Annotated in this window: 17 protein-coding genes; 4 read left to right on the forward strand and 13 right to left on the reverse strand. The window is 55.7% G+C overall.

What is annotated here, in order from left to right; genetic code table 11:
* On the forward strand, nucleotides 1-92 hold a 92-nt coding region (locus tag ACMV5H_RS16070), incomplete at its 5' end, for a hypothetical protein (protein ID WP_245209168.1).
* Nucleotides 93-276: 184 nt separating this feature from the next.
* Here ACMV5H_RS16070 and mglC read toward each other — a convergent pair.
* The 7 genes from mglC to ACMV5H_RS16105 form a co-directional block, all read right to left on the reverse strand.
* The gene (gene mglC / locus ACMV5H_RS16075; RefSeq protein WP_021805061.1) at nucleotides 277-1,287 is read right to left on the reverse strand and encodes a galactose/methyl galactoside ABC transporter permease MglC; all 1,011 of its coding nucleotides are present in this window, start codon (nucleotides 1,285-1,287) and stop codon (nucleotides 277-279) included.
* 11 nt (nucleotides 1,288-1,298) lie between these two features.
* The gene (gene mglA, locus ACMV5H_RS16080; protein WP_094983262.1) at nucleotides 1,299-2,807 is read right to left on the reverse strand and encodes a galactose/methyl galactoside ABC transporter ATP-binding protein MglA; all 1,509 of its coding nucleotides are present in this window, start codon (nucleotides 2,805-2,807) and stop codon (nucleotides 1,299-1,301) included.
* Nucleotides 2,808-2,934: 127 nt separating this feature from the next.
* Complete coding sequence (mglB, locus tag ACMV5H_RS16085; RefSeq protein WP_021180577.1) at nucleotides 2,935-3,927, reverse strand: galactose/glucose ABC transporter substrate-binding protein MglB; 993 nt, start codon at nucleotides 3,925-3,927, stop codon at nucleotides 2,935-2,937.
* Between the two features lie 257 nt (nucleotides 3,928-4,184).
* Nucleotides 4,185-5,222 carry an HTH-type transcriptional regulator GalS gene (gene galS, locus ACMV5H_RS16090; RefSeq protein ID WP_021805063.1) on the reverse strand — a complete coding sequence of 346 codons (1,038 nt, stop codon included), beginning with the start codon at nucleotides 5,220-5,222 and terminating at the stop codon, nucleotides 4,185-4,187.
* A gap of 129 nt (nucleotides 5,223-5,351) precedes the next feature.
* Nucleotides 5,352-6,533 carry a DUF418 domain-containing protein YeiB gene (gene yeiB, locus ACMV5H_RS16095; protein ID WP_094983263.1) on the reverse strand — a complete coding sequence of 394 codons (1,182 nt, stop codon included), beginning with the start codon at nucleotides 6,531-6,533 and terminating at the stop codon, nucleotides 5,352-5,354.
* Nucleotides 6,534-6,600: 67 nt separating this feature from the next.
* Nucleotides 6,601-7,266 (reverse strand): GTP cyclohydrolase I FolE, encoded by a 666-nt coding sequence (gene folE, locus ACMV5H_RS16100; RefSeq protein WP_021180574.1) that lies wholly within the window; start codon nucleotides 7,264-7,266, stop codon nucleotides 6,601-6,603.
* Nucleotides 7,267-7,580: 314 nt separating this feature from the next.
* Nucleotides 7,581-8,738 (reverse strand): YbfB/YjiJ family MFS transporter, encoded by a 1,158-nt coding sequence (locus ACMV5H_RS16105; protein ID WP_414822089.1) that lies wholly within the window; start codon nucleotides 8,736-8,738, stop codon nucleotides 7,581-7,583.
* A gap of 105 nt (nucleotides 8,739-8,843) precedes the next feature.
* On the opposite strand from ACMV5H_RS16105, the gene ptrR reads away from it, so the two are divergent.
* Genes ptrR through fghA form a run of 3 tightly spaced genes read left to right on the forward strand, consistent with a single transcriptional unit; the run spans nucleotide 8,844 to nucleotide 11,768 of the window.
* The gene (gene ptrR / locus ACMV5H_RS16110) at nucleotides 8,844-9,746 is read left to right on the forward strand and encodes a putrescine utilization regulator PtrR (protein ID WP_021805066.1); all 903 of its coding nucleotides are present in this window, start codon (nucleotides 8,844-8,846) and stop codon (nucleotides 9,744-9,746) included.
* A gap of 39 nt (nucleotides 9,747-9,785) precedes the next feature.
* The gene (locus ACMV5H_RS16115; protein ID WP_021805067.1) at nucleotides 9,786-10,910 is read left to right on the forward strand and encodes an S-(hydroxymethyl)glutathione dehydrogenase/class III alcohol dehydrogenase; all 1,125 of its coding nucleotides are present in this window, start codon (nucleotides 9,786-9,788) and stop codon (nucleotides 10,908-10,910) included.
* Nucleotides 10,911-10,925: 15 nt separating this feature from the next.
* Nucleotides 10,926-11,768 (forward strand): S-formylglutathione hydrolase, encoded by an 843-nt coding sequence (gene fghA, locus ACMV5H_RS16120; RefSeq protein WP_414822090.1) that lies wholly within the window; start codon nucleotides 10,926-10,928, stop codon nucleotides 11,766-11,768.
* A 181-nt stretch (nucleotides 11,769-11,949) separates the two neighbouring features.
* Here the strand turns inward: fghA and gsiD are convergent, their stop codons facing one another.
* The 6 genes from gsiD to ACMV5H_RS16150 all read right to left on the reverse strand — a co-directional run bounded on the left by gsiD (nucleotide 11,950) and on the right by ACMV5H_RS16150 (nucleotide 19,141).
* On the reverse strand, nucleotides 11,950-12,855 hold the full coding sequence (gene gsiD / locus ACMV5H_RS16125; protein WP_024485755.1) for a glutathione ABC transporter permease GsiD: 906 nt from the start codon (nucleotides 12,853-12,855) through the stop codon (nucleotides 11,950-11,952).
* A gap of 12 nt (nucleotides 12,856-12,867) precedes the next feature.
* Nucleotides 12,868-13,788, reverse strand: coding sequence for a glutathione ABC transporter permease GsiC (gsiC, locus tag ACMV5H_RS16130; RefSeq protein WP_059200301.1), 921 nt, complete (start codon nucleotides 13,786-13,788; stop codon nucleotides 12,868-12,870).
* 58 nt (nucleotides 13,789-13,846) lie between these two features.
* Nucleotides 13,847-15,382: a glutathione ABC transporter substrate-binding protein GsiB gene (gene gsiB, locus ACMV5H_RS16135; RefSeq protein ID WP_414822091.1), complete on the reverse strand. Its 1,536-nt coding sequence runs from the start codon at nucleotides 15,380-15,382 to the stop codon at nucleotides 13,847-13,849.
* Nucleotides 15,383-15,407: 25 nt separating this feature from the next.
* On the reverse strand, nucleotides 15,408-17,285 hold the full coding sequence (locus tag ACMV5H_RS16140) for a dipeptide ABC transporter ATP-binding protein (protein WP_414822092.1): 1,878 nt from the start codon (nucleotides 17,283-17,285) through the stop codon (nucleotides 15,408-15,410).
* A gap of 19 nt (nucleotides 17,286-17,304) precedes the next feature.
* Nucleotides 17,305-18,264, reverse strand: coding sequence for an isoaspartyl peptidase/L-asparaginase family protein (locus ACMV5H_RS16145; protein WP_059200298.1), 960 nt, complete (start codon nucleotides 18,262-18,264; stop codon nucleotides 17,305-17,307).
* Nucleotides 18,265-18,604: 340 nt separating this feature from the next.
* Nucleotides 18,605-19,141 (reverse strand): DUF924 family protein, encoded by a 537-nt coding sequence (locus tag ACMV5H_RS16150; protein ID WP_209524067.1) that lies wholly within the window; start codon nucleotides 19,139-19,141, stop codon nucleotides 18,605-18,607.
* Between the last annotated feature and the right edge of the window lie 45 nt (nucleotides 19,142-19,186).

Raw genomic sequence — 19,186 nt, forward strand, 5'->3', positions numbered from 1 at the left:
GAGAGGGCTACTACGAGATATGGTGGTACAGCACGAAAGTGGGGATGATCGACCTGAGAAATAGGTCGATCATCATGGGTAAAGGATGTTAAAAAGTGTTCACCATGTCCTTGAACACCTGTCTACCCTGTCCCCGGTCTGTACATGGGGAGAGGGTTGGGGTGAGGGGGAACAGCGACGAATGGAATAACAGTAAGATGGCATATCTGCCGTGTTACATAGCAAAAGCAAAACGGCCAGCAGATGCTGGCCGTTAACGTAAAACGCAAAACAGACTTATTTTTTCTTGGCGTACTTCAGGGAGTCCAGCGCTACCGCGAAGATGATAATGCTACCCTTGATAATGTACTGCCAGTAAGGGTTCACGCCGATATAGGTCAGGCCGTAGTTGATGACGGTAAAGATGATCACCCCGGTCACCACGCCCAGCACCGTACCTACCCCACCGGCGAACGACACCCCACCGACCACACAGGCCGCGATGGCATCCAGCTCATACATAAAGCCGAGGTTGTTGGTGGCACTACCAATACGGCCCGCCTCCAGTAAACCGCCGAAGGCATAGAACACCCCGGACAGCGCATAAATCATGATCAGGTTCAGCGGAACGTTGACGCCAGAGACTTTCGCCGCTTCCGGGTTACCACCGATGGCGAAGATATTCTTGCCAAAGCGGGTTTTATTCCACAGCACCCAGACAAAGGCGATCGCAATAATGGCGTAGAAGGTGATATAGGACAGCTTGAAGTCACCGAATCGCAAGAACCCTTGGGCAAAGGTGGAGAATTTCGGATCGAAACCGGCCACCGGTGAAGCCCCCACGTAATCGTAATACAGGGAGTTAATCCCATAAACGATGATCATGGTGCCCAACGTGGTGATAAACGGCGTCACGTTGAGATAGGCAATAATCAAGCCGTTGACCAGGCCAATCACCGCGCCCACGGCGCAAACCAGCAAGATCACCAGCGGGATCGACCAGGTTTCCATATGCGGGAACACTTTGTTGACGTTATCCATCGATTGCAGCAGGGTCGCGGCAATTACCGCTGCCAACCCTACCTGACGCCCTGCGGAAAGGTCTGTCCCCTGCGTGACGATCAGCCCGGCCACGCCCAGCGCAATGATAATACGCACCGAGGATTGGGTCAGGATATTACTCAGGTTCATCAGGCTTAAAAAGGTGGGGTCCTGGATAATAATAATCGCCAGTAACACCAACAGGACCAGATAAATGCCACCCTCTTTAAAATAGGTGAACAAGGTTTTTTTATTCAGTGCGCTCATAATTACGATCCTTAAAGATGCAAGGAGGCTAGCCGCAATATTTCATTTTGCGAGGTCTGTTTGGTATTCACAATGCCCGCAACCTGACCATTACTCATCACCAATATTCTGTCGGTAATTCCCAAAAGCTCCGGCATTTCGGAAGAGATTATAATGATCCCCTTGCCCTTCTTCGCCAATTCGGTCATTAACTGGTAAATTTCAAACTTGGCCCCCACGTCGATACCGCGCGTTGGCTCATCCATCATCAGGATTTCCGGCTGTGTCAGTAGCCAGCGGCCAATGATCACCTTTTGCTGATTACCGCCGGAAAGCGATCCGATATTGGTATGGTGGCCCGGCGTTTTCACCCGCATGGCATCGATCACCCATTGGGTGTCGCTTTTCATCCGGTTATTATCCAGCAGGCCCATCTTGTTTTTGTATTGGCGAATATTGGCAATCAACGAGTTAAAGCCAATATTCAGGTAAGCATAAATACCGGTGGAACGACGCTCTTCCGTCACCAGGGCAAAACCGTGGTTGATGGCTTCGTTAGCACTGTTATTGTTGATATTTTTACCGTGCAGCTTGATGGTGCCGGCCACCTTTTCGCGGATGCCAAACAGGGTTTCCACAATGTCGGTGCGCTTGGCGCCCACCAGCCCGGCAATGCCCAGGATCTCTCCCTGATGCAGATCAAAGGAGATATCGCGGATCGAAGGCTGGCGCAAAGAGGTCAGGCCTTTCACCTCTAAAATCACCTCACCCGGCGTATTCTGACGATCGGGGAAACGCTGGCTCAGCGAACGCCCAACCATCATTGAGATAATCTTGTCCATATCCAGCCCTTCCAGCGGCTGGGTGGCGATCCATTGGCCGTCGCGCAGAATGGTGATTTCATCGCATAGCTGGAAGATCTCTTCCATCTTGTGCGAGATATACACGATGCCGCAGCCACGTTCTTTCAGCTTACGAATAATGGTGAACAGATGATTCACCTCCTTCTCGGTCAGAGAAGAGGTTGGCTCATCCATAATCACAATTTTAGCGTTGTAGGAGAACGCCTTGGCAATTTCGATCATCTGCATCTGGGATACCGACAGCGTGCCGACTTTGGCACGGGGATCGATATCAATATCCAGTTCGTCGAAAATTTCCTTGGTGTCTTTGTACATCTTGTCCTGATCGACAAACAGCCCTTTGGTGGGATAGCGACCCAGCCACATGTTGTCCATCACGGTACGTTGCAATACCAGGTTCAGTTCCTGATGTACCATCGAAACGCCCTGCTCCAACGCCTCTTTGGAACTTTTGAAATCGACTTCCTGCCCCTGAAACAGAATACTGCCGGAATCTTTATTATAAATGCCAAACAGGCATTTTAATAAGGTGGATTTTCCGGCGCCGTTCTCCCCCATTAGTGCATGAATGGAGTTTGGACGTACGCGTAAATTCACTTTGTCTAATGCCTTTACGCCGGGAAACGACTTACTGATATCCGTCATTTCCAGTAGCCACTCACGAGAGTTTTCGGCCATAAATAGTCCTGGCTAATTCTGGAACCAGCACTCTCCCAAGCTGGCTTGCAGCAGTGGAGAATTAACGGGTTCTTCTAATAAGTTCCCCCGCCTAAATTCCGGCGGGGGCATTTCTCTCTATCTCGGTTTATTTCACAAACTGAGACAGGTTATCTTTATCTACACCCACGTAAGGAATACGTACGATTTTATCGACGATCTTCCATTGGGTGCCGTCAGCAGCAGGTTTGCCCGCGGCCAGGTTCTTCGCCAGATCGAAGGTCGCCTTCGCCTGATTGTCGGCATCGTTCAGCACGGTACCGGCCATCGCGCCGGATTTCACCATTGCCAGTGCTTCTGGCAGGGCATCGACACCAAAGACCGGAATGCTGCTCTTGTTGTGAGCTTTCAAGGCTTCAACCGCACCCATGGCCATCGCATCGTTGTTAGCGATTACCACTTCGATCTTGTTGGCGTTAGGGCCAGACAGCCAGGCGTCCATCTTGTCTTTAGCCTGAGCGGTATCCCACATCGCGGTGTCCATCTGCAGTTGCTGAGTCTTATCGCCTTTTTCATTCAGCGTTTTGATCACGTAGGTGGTACGCGCTTCTGCGTCCGGGTGGCCTGGTTCACCTTTCAACAGTACATATTGGATCTGACCGTCTTTGTTCAGATCCCAGGCTGGGTTGGCTTTCCAGTGTTTGGCAATCAGCTCGCCCTGGATCACGCCAGACTCTTTAGAGTCGGTACCAACGTAATAGGCTTTGTCGTAGCTATCCAACGCCTTGCGGGAAGGTTCTTTGTTGTAGAACACCACCGGGATATCGTTGGCACGTGCCTTGTCAATCACCACCGGAGCGGCGGCAGGGTCCACCAGGTTGATCGCCAGCGCTTTTACGCCTTTGGCAATCAGTACGTCGATCTGGTCATTCTGCTTGGACTGGTCATTCTGTGAGTCATTCATCAGCAGCGTGACATCCGGAGAGGCCTTGGCATCTTTCTCGATCGCCTTACGCACCACCGACATAAAGTTGTCGTCATATTTGTAAATCGTGACGCCAATGCGGGTATCAGCATGCGCAGCTGCGCCAAACATCATGCTTGCGGCCAGCGCGGCCAGGGTGAAAACCTTCTTATTCATTGTCTGTCTCCGGTTTGTAGAGGGTCGTACTCGGTATTAAGCCTTTAGCCACAATGCACACAGTTGGGCGTGGCAGTTTCAAAAGAATTCCTGTCATCCGTGTTGCTTGTTATTCCTGTGATGCTGTGTCAGCGCCAGATTAAAAGCTTGGCTGGCAAGAGCCTTTGCGCTGGAAAACGACTAGAGCATAGACGGCACTATGTTAATAATCTGTGAATTTTCTCACAGATTGAAAACGGTTACACACTATTAAATGTTCAGAGAGTGACCGAAGCCTCACTTTGCCACGGCGCTACAGAATGGCGGCGTACCAGCGTCGGCATAAACAGGTGTGAAGCCTGAGGTTCAAGCTGCCCGGCAGCGCCCTTCAGCGCCAGCTCGGTAGCCAGGGTGGCCATTGAAACGATCGGATAACGGATGGTGGTCAGCTTGGGGCTGGTATAGCGGGCAATGGGGATATCATCAAACCCCACCAGCGAGAAATGCTGCGGCACTGTGATACCGTTTTCTTTCAGTACCGCCATCGCACCGGCTGCCATGGCGTCGTTATAGGCGAATACGGCGCTCAGGTGCAGGTTGCGACCCAGCAGTTCAACCATCGCTGCCTCACCCCCCTGCAGGTCCGGTGAACCATAGGCACGCCAGCTATCCGGTGGGGAAAAACCTGCCGCGGCCATCGCCTGGCTATAGCCTTGCTGGCGCAGCGGGCCGTCTTCGATGGGGTGATCGGAGCCCAGATAACCGATCCGCTGATGCCCCTGCGAGAGCAGCAAGCGCATGGCAACTTCTGCGCCAAACACATTGTTCAGGCCAACGCAGCGGTGCTCATAGCCCGTTACAATTCTGTTAATTAACACCATGCCCGGGATCTGATCCATAAAGGCGATCAGTTCCGCGTCACCTAACGCTTTTGCATGAACAATCAAGGCATTGCAGCGTTGACGGATCAACACCTCGATGGCATGGCGCTCTTTGTCCGCCTGATGGTAACTGTTGCCGATCAGCAGGTATTTGTGGTTTTGCTGCGCCACCGTGTCTACCGCTTTCACTAACGCGCCGAAGAACGGATCGGAGACATCCATCACCACCACGCCCAGCGTTTCACTGCTCTGGGTAGCCAAAGCCTGCGCGTTGGCGTTTGGCCGATAACCCAGTTCCGCCACCGCCTTCAGCACCTGTTCGCGGGTCTCTTTGCTGGTCAGGGCACTGTTGTTCAGCACTCGCGAGACGGTAGCGACGGACACACCCGCACGCTTCGCCACATCGCGAATGGTGGTTGAATGCACAGAATTCATGAAACGTCCCGAGGTCGACAGAGTAGACAGTGGCGCTATCCTACCCCGTTTGTCATCCTCCTCAGCGTGAATTACGTCACAGGAAAGAAAACGTTTACATACAATTTTTTAACCTACCTGCGCCAGATCTCATTTTGTCGGCTGACGTAGACTTTCGCCCGCAGCAAGGGAAGTCAGCTTGCGCCATAGCCATTCCATCGGGCCCTGCGCGAAGTACCGCAGCCACAGTGTGGAAAACAGCAGGTTAGCCAGCCACACCAAGGGAACGACCGCCAATAGCTGCAAACGGTCGAGCTGTTGATAGAGGCCAAAATGAAAGAACAGCGTGCTGCAAATCAGGGTTTGTAGCAGATAATTACTTAGCGCCATCCGCCCAACCTGGGTTAACCAGTGGCTGATACGCAGACGGGAAAGCGTTGGCCAAAAACCGTAGACCAGAGCCAGGTAGCCAATAGCCTGCAGCGGCGAGCCCAACTCACGCGGCACCTGCAGCAAAAAGCCACTCCAGCGATAATCCCAATTCAGCTGCCACTGCAGCAGCACACCGGGCAACTGGATCAGCAATGAAAGCGGTATCAGCCAGGCGGCCTGACGGCGGTAATAAGCAGGCGAATAGCTGTTACGCAGCCAACCGCTGCGCATCATGCCTGCACCAAACAGCATCAGCCCGGCCAGTTGCCAGCCATACTGCGCACCGATGGCTATCAGGCTGGAAGAGAGCAGATCCAGACGGCTGCGCCAGGCTTCCGGTCCGCCTTGCAGCTTCCAGAACTTCTCGTACTGCAATTCGGCCACGCTCGGCTGCCAGAAACTGCCCGGCTCACCGTGAGAGATAAACCCTAGCAGCAACAATACCGCCACGCCGATCAGATACAACACCGCCCCTGTTTTCAACAGGGTGAAGGTATTCTGCGCGTCGCGGATCATCCTCCAGCACACCAGGCCGATCAGCCCGTAGGCCAGCAGGATGTCCCCATCCCATAAGAAAATGGCGTGCCCCAAGCCAATCAGGACCAGCCAGGATAACCGGGCACGGATCCAGACTTTGCCCCGCCGTAATAGCAGTTGCAGACCGGCACCAAACAGCAGCGCGAACATGGCCAGGAACTTGACCTGAGCGAACAGATCCAACAGTGCCCAGGTCCAGACATCGCGTGTAGAGGGCATACCCAGATAGGCAGGGTTGAGATAGGCGGCTTTCGGCAGGCCAAACGCGCTGATATTCAGCAACAGAATGCCAAGGATGGCGATACCGCGTACGCAGTCCAGCGTAGCAATGCGTGGTAGCCGGGGAGTTTCGTTAGCGTTCATGTTCTTCCGCTGTATTTCTATCAGTAAAAAGGCGCCCACAGGCGCCTTCATCGTCATAGCTCAGCCATCAACCGTGATGGTGACGCACCGCACGCAGGAACTCCTGGCGCGTATTCTGGCTGGACTTGAACAACCCACCCAGCGACGTGGTGGTGGTAGCACTGGTAGCGTCACGAATACCGCGAGCCTTGACGCAGTAATGTACCGCATCGATCGATACCGCCACGTTGTTGGTGCCTAACAGCGTTTGCAACGCCACCAGGATCTGCTGAGTCAGCCGCTCCTGTACCTGCGGGCGGCGGGCAAAGAACTGCACGATGCGGTTGATTTTCGACAGGCCAATCACCGAGTCTTTGGGAATATACGCCACGGTGGCTTTACCATCGATGGTGACAAAGTGATGTTCGCAGGTGCTGGTCAAGGTAATATCACGCACCGTCACCATTTCGTCCACTTTCATCTTGTTTTCGATGACGGTGATCTTCGGGAAGTTGGCGTAATCCAGGCCGGAGAAGATCTCATCGACATACATTTTCGCAATACGGTGTGGCGTTTCTGCCAGGCTGTCGTCGGACAGATCGAGGTTCAACAGCTGCATGATTTCCGTCATGTGCTCTTTGATACGGCGCTTGCGCGTCTCACGATCCAACACTTCCCCACATAGCGGGGTTTCCAGGCCACGCGCTTCAAGCGCCGCGTGCACCAGTGCAGCTTCATTACTTAACGATGTCATGGCGATGTATCTCCAGCAGGCGGCCCCGGCAATATCCCCGTGGTCTTTCAAATTGCAGCGTTGTTATCGGCTGTTGGTTACTCGCCCCGAGTGATGAGGAGCAGTATACAGCGCCCCTACAAATCCAGGGAAAGAGCTAACTGCAGCTTGAAAGACGACGGATAGATAACGTGAACCCGATCAATATTTTCCCCCACTCTAGATGAGAGTGAGACGTTTATCCAGTGATTGTGTTTCATCCCAGTATGAAAAATCCGCATCCAGCCCGTAGCAGGCTGGCTGCGGCTATCCCACATTTTTTGTATGTATTTTACTCAAGATAACCTTGGCTTGCTGGCCATGGCCCGCGCCGGGGTATTGATCACCAGCACACCGGCGATCAGCAGCCCCAGCACCGCTACATACAGCGCGGGTTCCAGGCGATGCGTCAGCGCAGTTGAAACCGCCGAGAGCATCGGGCCCACCAACTGACCGATGGCATAACCCGTGGTCAACAGCCCGGCCATATAGCGTGCGTGATTGGGAGCCAACTCCCTACCGTGCTGGATAGATAGCTGGACCACACTGAGGAACCCACCGCCGGTTAGCATGGCCCCTAATGCCAGGCCGGTAACGCCCGGCACCACTTCGGCACAAAGCACGCCCAGTGCCTGTACCCACAGCGTGATTGCCAGGCGGGTCTGCGTGGTGAGCCGATGACGGGTTGCAATCCCGATGATAATCCCCAGCACCGCCGCACCGCCAAAAATCGGCCAGACAAACTGGGCGAACAGGCTATCAGGGAAACGGGCCGCCGCCATCTGTGACAGGAAGGTCGCAGGCAGGATATAGCCAAAGCCCGCCAGGCTGTAGCTCCACACCAAACGCTTCAATGCCGGGGTGAGCACTAACGGTTCAGGCTTCACATCGGGGCGATGCAACTCCCCTGCCCTTGGCAAGTTAATGCTGATCGCGGAAATTAACACCAACGCCAATGCGCCATACACCAGCCAGGCCTGCGAAGCGCTCAAGCCCCAGCTGTTGATCGCCACCGCCAGCATGCCGCTGATGAATATCCCGGCCCCAGGCCCGGCAAAGACCGCAGCACTTAACGCGGGACGGCCATAATGCGCCAACCGCTCGTTAGTCCAAGCCGCCACCAACACCATCGACCAACCGCTGGCCCAACCAATCGCAAAGCGCACTGCACCATGCAGCCACTCGCCCGACACCAAGGCAGACAGCAGCGTCAGCGCCACTGCTCCCCACACGCCAAGCCACAGACGGCGCTCCACATGGCGGCTGGCACGCATCGCATCATAGGCACCGCACAGGTAGCCCAGGTAGTTCAACGCCGCCACCAGCCCGGCCCCGGTCAGGGTGAACTGGTGCTCAGCAATCATCAACGGCACCTGCGGGGTAAAGGCAAACCGGCCAATCCCCATCGCCACGATCAAAGCAATAAAACCACTCAAGGCTATTTTTAGCGCCATCGCTGTATCCAACCTGTTAAAAGAAAGTTGCGGCTAGCATGCCGCAGTATTACACTCACAAAAACTGAATAATACTCATCAAGTTCATCACGAAAAGAGAAGGTTATGGATCTCACCCAACTGCGCATGTTCTGCTGCGTGGCCGAAACCGGCTCCGTCGCCCGTGCCGCCGAGCAATTGCACCGCGTGCCGTCAAACCTGACCACGCGCCTGCGTCAGCTCGAGCAGGAACTGGGCACCGATCTGTTTATCCGTGAAAAGCAGCGCCTGCGCCTCTCGCCGATGGGCCATAATTTTCTCTGCTACGCCCATCGCATTCTGGCGCTCAGTGAAGAAGCCATGAGCATCACCCATGCCGGGGAACCGGCCGGTAACTTTGCGCTTGGCTCGATGGAAAGCACCGCCGCCACCCGGCTACCTACCTTGCTGGCAGCTTATCATCAGCGATTCCCGCAGGTTTCCCTTTCGCTGGCTACCGGCACCTCAGGAGAAATCATCGAGCGTGTACGCGCAGGAACCCTGGCCGCCGCCTTGGTAGATGGCCCGTTGCAACATGATGAACTGAACGGTTGCGTTGCTTTCCCCGAACGCATGGTGGTGATCACCTGCCTGGACCATCCGCCCATTCACAGCGCCCAGGATGTCAAAGGGGAAACCCTGTTTGCCTTCCGCGCCAGCTGCTCTTATCGCTTGCGCCTGGAGTCCTGGTTCAAGCGTGACGGTTCATTGCCAGGCACCATCATGGAGATCCAGTCTTATCACTCCATGCTGGCCTGTGTGGCCAGCGGTGCCGGGCTGGCGATGATCCCGTATTCGGTGCTCAACCTGCTGCCCGGCTACAAGCGGGTCAAAGTTCATGCACTCCCTGCCGACATTGCCGAAACCGCCACCTGGCTGTTATGGCGGCGTGATGCGTTTGGGCCAAACGTCCGCGCGTTAAAACAACTGATTATAGAACAGGCTGAAAGTTCGGAGGTGGATGCCGAGTCCATCCTCCTGACAGAGTAGCCAAAATCTGCACCACTAGAATTTAATGAGGAGAGAATCATGGAATTTATCAAAACCCGTGCTGCCGTAGCTTGGGGACCGAACCAGCCGCTGAAGATTGAAGAAGTCGATCTGATGCCGCCACAGAAAGGTGAAGTACTGGTGCGCATCGTCGCCACCGGCGTTTGCCATACCGATGCCTATACCCTGTCAGGCAAGGATCCGGAAGGCGTGTTCCCGGCGATTTTGGGCCACGAGGGCGGTGGCATAGTCGAAGCGATCGGCGAAGGCGTGACCAGCGTTGCCGTCGGCGACCACGTGATCCCGCTGTATACCCCAGAATGCGGCGAGTGCAAATTCTGTAAATCCGGCAAAACCAACCTGTGTCAGGCCATCCGCGCCACCCAGGGCAAGGGTCTGATGCCAGACGGCACCACCCGCTTCTTTAAAGACGGCAAGCCGATTTTCCACTACATGGGCACCTCCACCTTTGCTGAACGCACCGTAGTACCCGAAATCTCACTGGCAAAAATCAGCAAAGAAGCACCGTTGGAAGAAGTCTGTCTGCTTGGCTGTGGCGTCACCACCGGCATGGGTGCGGTGATCAACACCGCCAAGGTCAAGGCTGGCGATACCGTGGCTATCTTCGGCCTGGGCGGCATCGGGCTGTCGGCGATTATCGGCGCTCAGATGGCCGGTGCCAGCCGCATCATTGGCATCGATCTCAACACCAGCAAGTTCGATCTGGCTCGCAAGCTGGGCGCGACCGATCTGATCAATCCAAAAGATTACGATAAACCTATCCAGGACGTGATCGTCGAACTGACCGACGGCGGCGTCGACTTCTCCTTTGAATGTATCGGCAACGTCAACGTGATGCGTTCGGCGCTGGAGTGCTGCCACAAGGGCTGGGGTGAGTCGGTCATTATCGGCGTTGCCGGCGCCGGTGAAGAGATCGCGACCCGTCCGTTCCAACTGGTGACTGGCCGCGTCTGGCGCGGTTCTGCCTTTGGTGGCGTAAAAGGCCGCAGCCAACTGCCGGGGATCGTGCAGCGTTATCTGGACGGCGAATTCGCACTGAACGACTTTATCACTCATACCATGGGGCTGGAGCAGATCAACGAAGCGTTCGATCTGATGCATGAAGGCAAATCGATCCGTTCCGTGATCCATTTCGATAAATAAGCCAGGAGGCAGAGGATGACGATGTCATTAGAACTTCTCGAAGAGCACCGCATGTTCGGTGGTTGGCAACAACGTTACCGTCACGCGGCGCAGAGCCTGAATTGCAACATGACGTTCAGTATCTATCTGCCACCACCGCGCGACGATAACCCGCCGCCGGTGCTGTATTGGCTGTCGGGTCTGACCTGCAATGATGAAAACTTCACGTTGAAGGCCGGTGCCCAGCGCGTTGCCGCAGAATTAGGGTTGGTGCTGGTGATGGCGGATACCAGCCCGCGCGGCGATGAGGTGCCAAATGACGAAGGTTACGATCTGGGCCAGGGGGCGGGGTTTTACCTCAATGCCACTCAGGCACCTTGGGATCAACACTTTCGCATGTATGACTACATCAGCGATGAGCTGCCTGCGCTGATTAGGCAGCATTTCAGCGTCAGCGATCGGCAATCCATTGCGGGCCACTCGATGGGCGGCCATGGTGCGTTAATGATGGCAATGCGTAACCCGCAGCGTTTTCGTTCGGCATCGGCCTTTGCGCCGATCGTCAACCCTTGTCAGGTGCCTTGGGGTCGTAAAGCCTTTGCTGCCTATCTGGGGGATGACGAAACGCAGTGGCTGCAATATGACAGTTGCCATTTGCTGGCCAGCGGAGCGGAACCGCTGCCGATGTTGATCGATCAGGGAGATGGGGATCAATTTCTGGCAGATCAGCTGCAACCGGCCAAGCTGGTGGAGTTGGCACGCCAGCGTGACTGGCCGTTAACCCTGCGCATTCAGCCAGGTTACGACCACAGCTACTTCACCATCGCTACCTTTATCGAAGATCATCTGCGTTTTCACGCCGAGCATCTGTTTAAATAGTCGATACCCCCCTCACCCTAACCCTCTCCCTCAAGGGAGAGGGGACCGATCGAGCTCGCTGTTTTTTCTGTGTAATACTCTAACTTTCTTTTTACTTACCAAGCACTTACAGAAGCAGCACGATCCCACCCAAGGCTCAGGGCAGCTCCCTCTCCCTGTGGGAGAGGGTTGGCTTGAGGGGTCATCCCTTCAGCTTCGGATCCAATGCATCACGTAGCCCATCGCCCAACAGGTTAAATGCCAGCACGGTGAAGAAGATTGCCAGGCTGGGGAAGATCGCCACATGCGGAGCAATCACCATATCCGCCCGCGCTTCATTAAGCATCGCTCCCCATTCCGGCGTTGGCGGCTGCGCCCCCAATCCCAAGAACGACAGGCTGGCAGCGGTAATGATTGAAGTACCGATACGCATGGTGAAATAGACCACGATCGACGAGATGGTGCCCGGCAAGATATGCCGCAGGATGATGGTCCAGTCCGAAGCGCCAATGCTGCGCGCCGATTCAATGTAGGTCAGATGCTTCAGCACCAGAGTATTGCCACGCACCAGGCGCGCAAACGCCGGAATGCTGAAGATGGCCACGGCAACAATCACGTTCGCCATGCCACTGCCCATGATCGCCACCACGCCAATCGCCAGCAGAATACCGGGGAAGGCAAACAGCACGTCACTGATACGCATCACGATGCGATCCCACCAGCCTTCATAATAGCCCGCCAAGAGCCCGAGCACCGTGCCAATCACGCTGCCAACCAGCACCGAGAACACCCCTGCGGCCAAAGAGATCCGCGCGCCCATCAGAATACGGCTGAAAATATCCCGGCCCAGCGAATCCACCCCGAGCCAGTGCACCAACGAAGGCCCTTCATTGAGCCGATCGTAATCAAAGAAGTTTTCCGCATCAAAAGGCACCAGATGCGGTGCCAGCAGCGCAGCGGCCACCAGCAGCAACACAAACACGCCAGCCACCATTGCGACCTGCTGGCGACGAAAGCGCCGCCAGAACTCATGCCAAGGCGTACGCACCGCGTTGGGATTAATCACCGGCATTGCCTTGAGCGCGGCATTACGTCGCCAATATTTCATCATACGGCCTGCCTATTGGTAACGAATCGAAGGGTTGATTGCCGCATACAGCATATCCACCAACAGATTAATCAGAATAAACTCCAGCGAGAACAGCAGCACTTCGGCCTGGATCACCGGGTAATCGCGCATTTCTACCGAATCCACCAGCAAGCGCCCCAACCCCGGCCAGTTAAACACCTTCTCGACCACGATCGAGCCACCCAACAGGAAACCAAACTGTAGGCCCATCATGGTGATCACCGGGATCATGGCGTTGCGTAGCCCGTGTTTGACGACCACCAGTGACTCCGGCACGCCCTTGGCACGGGCGGTGCGCATGTAATCTTCCTGCATCACCTCAACGAACGAGGCGCGGGTGAAGCGTGCCATCACCGCCGCTACCGCAGCGCCCAGCGTGATTGAAGGCAGGATGTAATGCTGCCAGGTATTCGCTCCAACCGTCGGCAACCAACCGAGATTGACCGAGAACACCTGCATCAGCAGCATCCCCAACGCAAAGGCCGGGAAAGAGATGCCCGAAACGGCCAGCGTCATCCCCAACCGGTCCGGCCAGCGGTTGCGCCATACGGCGGAAATCATGCCGATCGCCATGCCAAAAATCACCGCCCACACCATGCTGGCGATGGTCAGCCAGAAGGTTGGCATAAAGCGCGAAGCGATCTCTTCACTGACCGGGCGTTTGGACACCATCGACGTGCCGAAATCGCCCTGCAAAATATTGACAAAGAAATGCACAAACTGCTGTGGCAACGGCTTGTCCAGCCCCAGATCCTGGCGCACCAACTGGACGACGGCTTCGTCGGCCTCCGGCCCCGCGGCCAACCGCGCCGGATCGCCCGGCAGCATATGGACAAACAAGAACACCAGCACGGCCACGATCAGCAGCGTCGGGATCAGGCCCAGCAGACGTTTTAGAAAATAATTAAGCATTGCGCATAAATCCCCCTCACACCGCCCTTCCCGTCAGGGAAAGGGCGGCGCTCAGCCCTTATTTCAAATCCGCGTTATCAAAGTTGAACGAGGTGTCCGGCATCACGTAGAAACCGCTCAGCTGTTTGTTGTTGGCAGACAGCAGGCGCTCGGTCACCAGGAAAATCCATGGCGCATCGGCCCAAATGCGATCTTGGGCATCTTTGTATAGCGCCTGCTTCTGGGCACGATCGGTGGTGGCCAACGCTTCGGCCAGATCCTTGTCCACCTGCGGGTTGCTGTAGAACGCAGTGTTGAACTGCTTAGGCGGTGCGGATTGGGTGGCGAACAGCGGCGTCAGCGCCCAGTCGGCTTCCCCAGTTGAGGCAGACCAGCCGGTATAGAACATGCGCACACCGGTATCCTTCACGCCGACGCTCTCTACCTGCGCCGCACGCTGGCCCGCATCCATCGCGGTGACGGTGACTTTAACCCCAACCTGCGCCAGCTGCTGCTGAGCAAACTGCAACACTTTCTGCGCGGTACTGTGGTTATGGGATGACCACAACGTGGTAGTAAACCCGTTCGGATAGCCCGCTTCTTTCAGCAGCTCACGCGCCTTGGCCGGATCGTATGGCCAAGCGTTGTAGAGGGTGGCAAAATCAATGGCCGGAGGCACCGGGCCTTGCGCCGGAACGGCAAAGCCGGAGAACGCGACCTTAATCAGCGCGTCCTTGTTGATCGCATAGTTCAGCGCCTGGCGCACCTTCGGGTTATCGAACGGTTTCTGCGTCACGTTCATGCTGATGTAGCGTTGCAGGATCGACGGCGCGGCCACCAGATCCAGCTTGCTGTTTTTCTCCAGCACCTTGGCTTGCTCATAAGGGATGGGGAAGGCAAAGGTCGCTTCGCCGGTTTGCAGCATTGCCGCACGGGTGTTGTTATCCACTACCGGCCGCCAGGTGATGCTGTCCAGCTTCGGTAAGCCCGCTTTCCAGTAGCCGTCGAATTTCTTCACTTTTACATAGTCGGTCTGGTTCCAGGTTTCGAACTGGTAAGGGCCGGTGCCCACCGGATGGAAACCAATCTCCTTGCCATACTGCTTGAGGGCCGCCGGGGAAATCATCGCCGCCGCCGGGTGCGCCAGATTGTTGATAAACGCCGAGAATGGCGCTTTCAGCACGATCTTGACCGTGGTGGGATCGACTACTTCGGTCTTATCGATCATCTTGAACAGGTTGTAGCGTTTCAGGCGATTATCCGGGTTACTGGCACGATCCAGGTTAACCTTGACCGCTTCGGCATTGAATGCGCTGCCGTCGTGGAATTTCACCCCCGACTGCAGTTTGATGGTGTAGGTCAGACCGTCTTTGCTGACGTCGTAACTGTCCGCCAAGACGTTCACCAGCTTCATATCCTTATCAAAGCCAAACAGCCCCTGATAGAAGGATTTGGCGACCGCCTGCGACAAGGTGTCGTTGGCATCGTACGGGTCGAGCGTGGTGAAGTTGGACGCTACGGCAATCACCGCATCCTTGGCAGCCCAAGCCGGGCCAGCAGCGGCAGCCAGCAGTACGGCGGCCAAAACATTACGCTTGAATGTGTGCTTAGTCATATTGCTTAACTCTCCTGAGGCAAGGCTAAAAAGCACCGGCGATAGGGTGGCGGGCCACAAAGTGCCCTGGCCCTACCTGCACTAAAGGTGCGGTAACGGGTTCATCGTGCAGCCCACGGATCGGGCTGGGTATTTCATCCACCAGCAACGGCTGGCGTTTATGCGCATGGGTTGGATCGGCCACCGGCACGGCGGCCATCAGCTTACGGGTATAGGCGTGCTGCGGGTTTTCAAACACTGCACGGCGTGGGCCGATCTCCACGATCTGGCCCAGGTACATCACCGCGACGCGATGGCAGACGCGTTCCACTACTGCCATATCGTGGGAAATAAACAGAAATGCGATGCCCAATTCACGCTGTAAATCGAGCAGCAGATTGACAATTTGCGCCTGAATCGACACGTCCAGCGCGGAGACCGCCTCATCGGCAATTACCACTTTCGGATTGAGTGCCAGCGCGCGGGCAATGCAGATACGCTGGCGTTGGCCACCGGAGAACTCATGCGGATAACGCCGCGCATGTTCCGGCTTCAGCCCTACCCGCTCCAATAGCCAGGCGACCCTTTTTTCTGCCTCCGCCCCACGAGCGACATTGTGCACCAGCAACGGCTCCATGATGGAGAAACCAACGGTGAGCCGTGGATCCAGGGAAGCGTAAGGGTCTTGAAAGATAAACTGAATATCACGGCGTAAATGCTGTAAGGCGGAACCTTTCAAGCGGTTGATCTGTTGACCGTTGAAGGTAATGGTGCCGCGTTGGCTGTCTACCAGCTTTAACAGTGAGCGGCCAGTGGTGGATTTACCACAGCCGGATTCGCCGACCAACCCCAGCGTTTCACCGGGATAGAGGTCGAAACTGATATTTTCCACCGCATGCACTCGGCGGGTGACGCGGTTGAGAATACCGCTGCGCAGATCGAAGCGCGTGACCAGATTTTCTACCTGCAGGATCGGCGTAGCTCCTGCGGGTATGGTGTCTTGCGGCTGGTCGTTATCGTCAACGCCAGCTAACGGAAATTTTGCCGGGAAGTCTTTATCTGCCATCGCGCCCAGCTGTGGCACGGCAGCCAACAAAGCCCGAGTATAAGGCTGCTGAGGAGCGGCGAACAACGAGCGCACTTCCCCTTGTTCCACCTTCTCGCCTTGATGCATCACCAGAACCCGATCGGCAATCTCCGCCACCACGCCCATATCGTGGGTAATGAATATCACCCCCATCTGCATTTCCTGCTGCAACACGCGGATCAGTTGCAGGATTTGCGCCTGAATGGTGACGTCCAGCGCGGTGGTAGGTTCATCGGCAATCAGCAGCGCCGGTTTACACGACAGCGCCATGGCAATCATCACCCGCTGGCGCATCCCGCCAGACAGTTGATGCGGATAGCGGCCAAGGACGTTTTTGGCCTCGGGAATGCGCACCAGATCGAGCATACGCAGCGCTTCACGTTTGGCGCTGCGGTGATCCATCCCCTGATGCAGACGCAAAGATTCGGCGATCTGCTCCCCCACCGGAAACACCGGGTTGAGCGAGGTCATCGGCTCTTGAAAAATCATCGCCATATCGGCGCCGCGCAAGGTTCGCAGGGTGCTCTGTTTCGCCTTGGCCAGATCGAGTACCTGACCGTTACGCCGGCGAAAATGCATTGCGCCGCTGGTCAACTCACCGCCACCCTGTTCTACCAGACGCATCAACGCCAGTGAGGTGACCGACTTGCCGGAGCCGGACTCTCCAACGATCGCCAGCGTTTCGCCACGGTCGACGGTGAAGTCCAGATGACGCACCGCCTCAATGACGTCGCCTTCTTGACGAAATTGCACGCACAGATCGCTCACTGCCAGTACACGCTCGGGCGGTAAAATCAGCCCACGTTCTGCCTGTGGCTGGATGGCCGTATCGGTCATTTGCCCTCCCGGCAAGCGTTCAGCGGTAGATGCCTACGGAAGGGGCATCGCCGACGTAGCCGAAACCGCGATACATTCCTTCACTGTTAAACGGCAGTGCGACGTTGCCAAAACGATCTATGGCGATCAGCCCACCGCTGCCACCCAGCGCCAACAGCTTTTCCATCACCACTTTATCGCAGGCCTGTTGCAGGGTTAGACCGGCATATTCAATCAATGCAGAAACGTCGTAGGCCGCGACGGTGCGCATAAAGATTTCGCCGGTACCGGTGCTGGAGACCGCTACCGTGGCGTTGTTGGCATAGCAACCAGCGCCAATAATCGGCGTATCGCCAATGCGCCCTGCCGCCTTATTGGTCATCCCGCCGGTTGATGTGGCCGCAGCCAGGTTGCCCAGAGCATCCAGCGCTACCGCCCCCACGGTGCCAAATTTGCGATCGGGATCCAGTGGGTCGCCGCTGAGCGCCGCCGCGCCGTCGTGATCGAGCAACACCCGGCCCTGCTCAGCCTGAGCACGGTGCAGTTGGTCAAAACGTTCCTGGGTAAAGAAGAAATTGGGCTCGACCATTTCCAGGCCATGATTGGCGGCAAATCTTTCCGCCCCTTCGCCGCCAAACAGCACATGAGTGCTGTTTTCCAGCACCGCACGCGCGGCCAGTACCGGGTTGCGTATCCGGCTGACCCCGGCGACCGCCCCTGCGTCACAGGTATGGCCATCCATCACGCAGGCATCCAGCTCATGGGTACCCTGGTGGGTAAATACCGCGCCCTTGCCTGCGTTGAACAGCGGGCACTCCTCCAGCAGCCTGACTGCCTCCGTTACCGCGTCCAGTGCGCTGCCGCCTGCGGCCAAAATAGCCTGCCCGGCAGCCACAATGTCGGAAAGCGCCCGGATATAATCTTGTTCTTTCTCTGCACTCAATGCCGCACGGGTAATTGCGCCCGCACCACCATGAATGGCAATCACTGGTTTGCTCATTGACCTGACACCTGTTTCTATCCGCGGCAATTCAAGCAGGTACCGCATGAAATTGGAGAGAGAATTATTATTTCGTGTTTTTCGACTATATTTAGCCCGGCAATCGATGTAAAGCACAAACTGGTCGCCAAGCATTAAGCGTAGCCTGCTTAGACTGTTTTGTGCATAGAAAGAGCTAAACGGTATAAAAACAGTGGGTTATCTGGTTTTTTATTTATCGCTGACAGATTTAACCAGCCTATTGGCAGCAGCAGGAAATAGACCGGCTCGGCTCATGTTTAATAAGCGTTATCCCATGCCCCTTTCCGCTATTCCCCACTTACACGCCAATGAAAAATATTCAGAAACCCGATCCCGGTTGTTGCAGAAATTCCTGCTCCTCAAACGTAGATTCCCGGCCTAATATCTCGTTACGATGGGGATAACGTCCAAAACGATCGATTATGGCTTTATGACGTAATTCAAACTCCAACTGGTCACCATTATTTAATTCGCGAAACAACTCCAACGCCTGCTGGTGGATCAAGGCGGATTCGGAATGCATAAACGGCAAATAAAGGAAGCCGCGCTGCTCAACCGTCAGGTTTTCACATAGCCCAGTGGCGATCGCTTCCTGAGCCAGCACCAGCGCCATTCCGTCACAAGCAAAGGAGCGTGGTGTGTTGCGGAACAGATTACGGCTGAACTGATCGAGCACGATGATTTCCGCCAGTCTGCCTTTGATGGTTGCACGCCAATGTGCCAGTTCACCCTGGGACGCCGCCTGCCACAGCTGGCCAAAGCGGGTGTGCAGCAAACGGTCGAACTCATCGTCCTTCTTAAACCACATGGCTGGGTCGATCTCTTCGAACCAAAAATCCAGTACGTGCTGATGCATGGCTGTCTCCTGTTATTGATTTCAATGCGTTAACCTGGTTTCTCC

Origin of the sequence: Serratia sp. N21D137 (assembly GCF_047530005.1) — a bacterium.
Classification (GTDB): Bacteria; Pseudomonadota; Gammaproteobacteria; order Enterobacterales; family Enterobacteriaceae; genus Chania; species Chania fonticola_B.

What these genes read in the sequence shown, in the direction of transcription:
- mglC (WP_021805061.1), bottom strand. Translation starts at nt 1,287, where the DNA reads ATGAGCGCACTGAATAAAAAAACCTTGTTCACCTATTTTAAAGAGGGT.
- mglA (WP_094983262.1), bottom strand. Translation starts at nt 2,807, where the DNA reads ATGGCCGAAAACTCTCGTGAGTGGCTACTGGAAATGACGGATATCAGT.
- mglB (WP_021180577.1), bottom strand. Translation starts at nt 3,927, where the DNA reads ATGAATAAGAAGGTTTTCACCCTGGCCGCGCTGGCCGCAAGCATGATG.
- galS (WP_021805063.1), bottom strand. Translation starts at nt 5,222, where the DNA reads ATGAATTCTGTGCATTCAACCACCATTCGCGATGTGGCGAAGCGTGCG.
- yeiB (WP_094983263.1), bottom strand. Translation starts at nt 6,533, where the DNA reads ATGAACGCTAACGAAACTCCCCGGCTACCACGCATTGCTACGCTGGAC.
- folE (WP_021180574.1), bottom strand. Translation starts at nt 7,266, where the DNA reads ATGACATCGTTAAGTAATGAAGCTGCACTGGTGCACGCGGCGCTTGAA.
- ACMV5H_RS16105 (WP_414822089.1), bottom strand. Translation starts at nt 8,738, where the DNA reads ATGGCGCTAAAAATAGCCTTGAGTGGTTTTATTGCTTTGATCGTGGCG.
- ptrR (WP_021805066.1), top strand. Translation starts at nt 8,844, where the DNA reads ATGGATCTCACCCAACTGCGCATGTTCTGCTGCGTGGCCGAAACCGGC.
- ACMV5H_RS16115 (WP_021805067.1), top strand. Translation starts at nt 9,786, where the DNA reads ATGGAATTTATCAAAACCCGTGCTGCCGTAGCTTGGGGACCGAACCAG.
- fghA (WP_414822090.1), top strand. Translation starts at nt 10,926, where the DNA reads ATGACGATGTCATTAGAACTTCTCGAAGAGCACCGCATGTTCGGTGGT.
- gsiD (WP_024485755.1), bottom strand. Translation starts at nt 12,855, where the DNA reads ATGAAATATTGGCGACGTAATGCCGCGCTCAAGGCAATGCCGGTGATT.
- gsiC (WP_059200301.1), bottom strand. Translation starts at nt 13,788, where the DNA reads ATGCTTAATTATTTTCTAAAACGTCTGCTGGGCCTGATCCCGACGCTG.
- gsiB (WP_414822091.1), bottom strand. Translation starts at nt 15,382, where the DNA reads ATGACTAAGCACACATTCAAGCGTAATGTTTTGGCCGCCGTACTGCTG.
- ACMV5H_RS16140 (WP_414822092.1), bottom strand. Translation starts at nt 17,285, where the DNA reads ATGACCGATACGGCCATCCAGCCACAGGCAGAACGTGGGCTGATTTTA.
- ACMV5H_RS16145 (WP_059200298.1), bottom strand. Translation starts at nt 18,264, where the DNA reads ATGAGCAAACCAGTGATTGCCATTCATGGTGGTGCGGGCGCAATTACC.
- ACMV5H_RS16150 (WP_209524067.1), bottom strand. Translation starts at nt 19,141, where the DNA reads ATGCATCAGCACGTACTGGATTTTTGGTTCGAAGAGATCGACCCAGCC.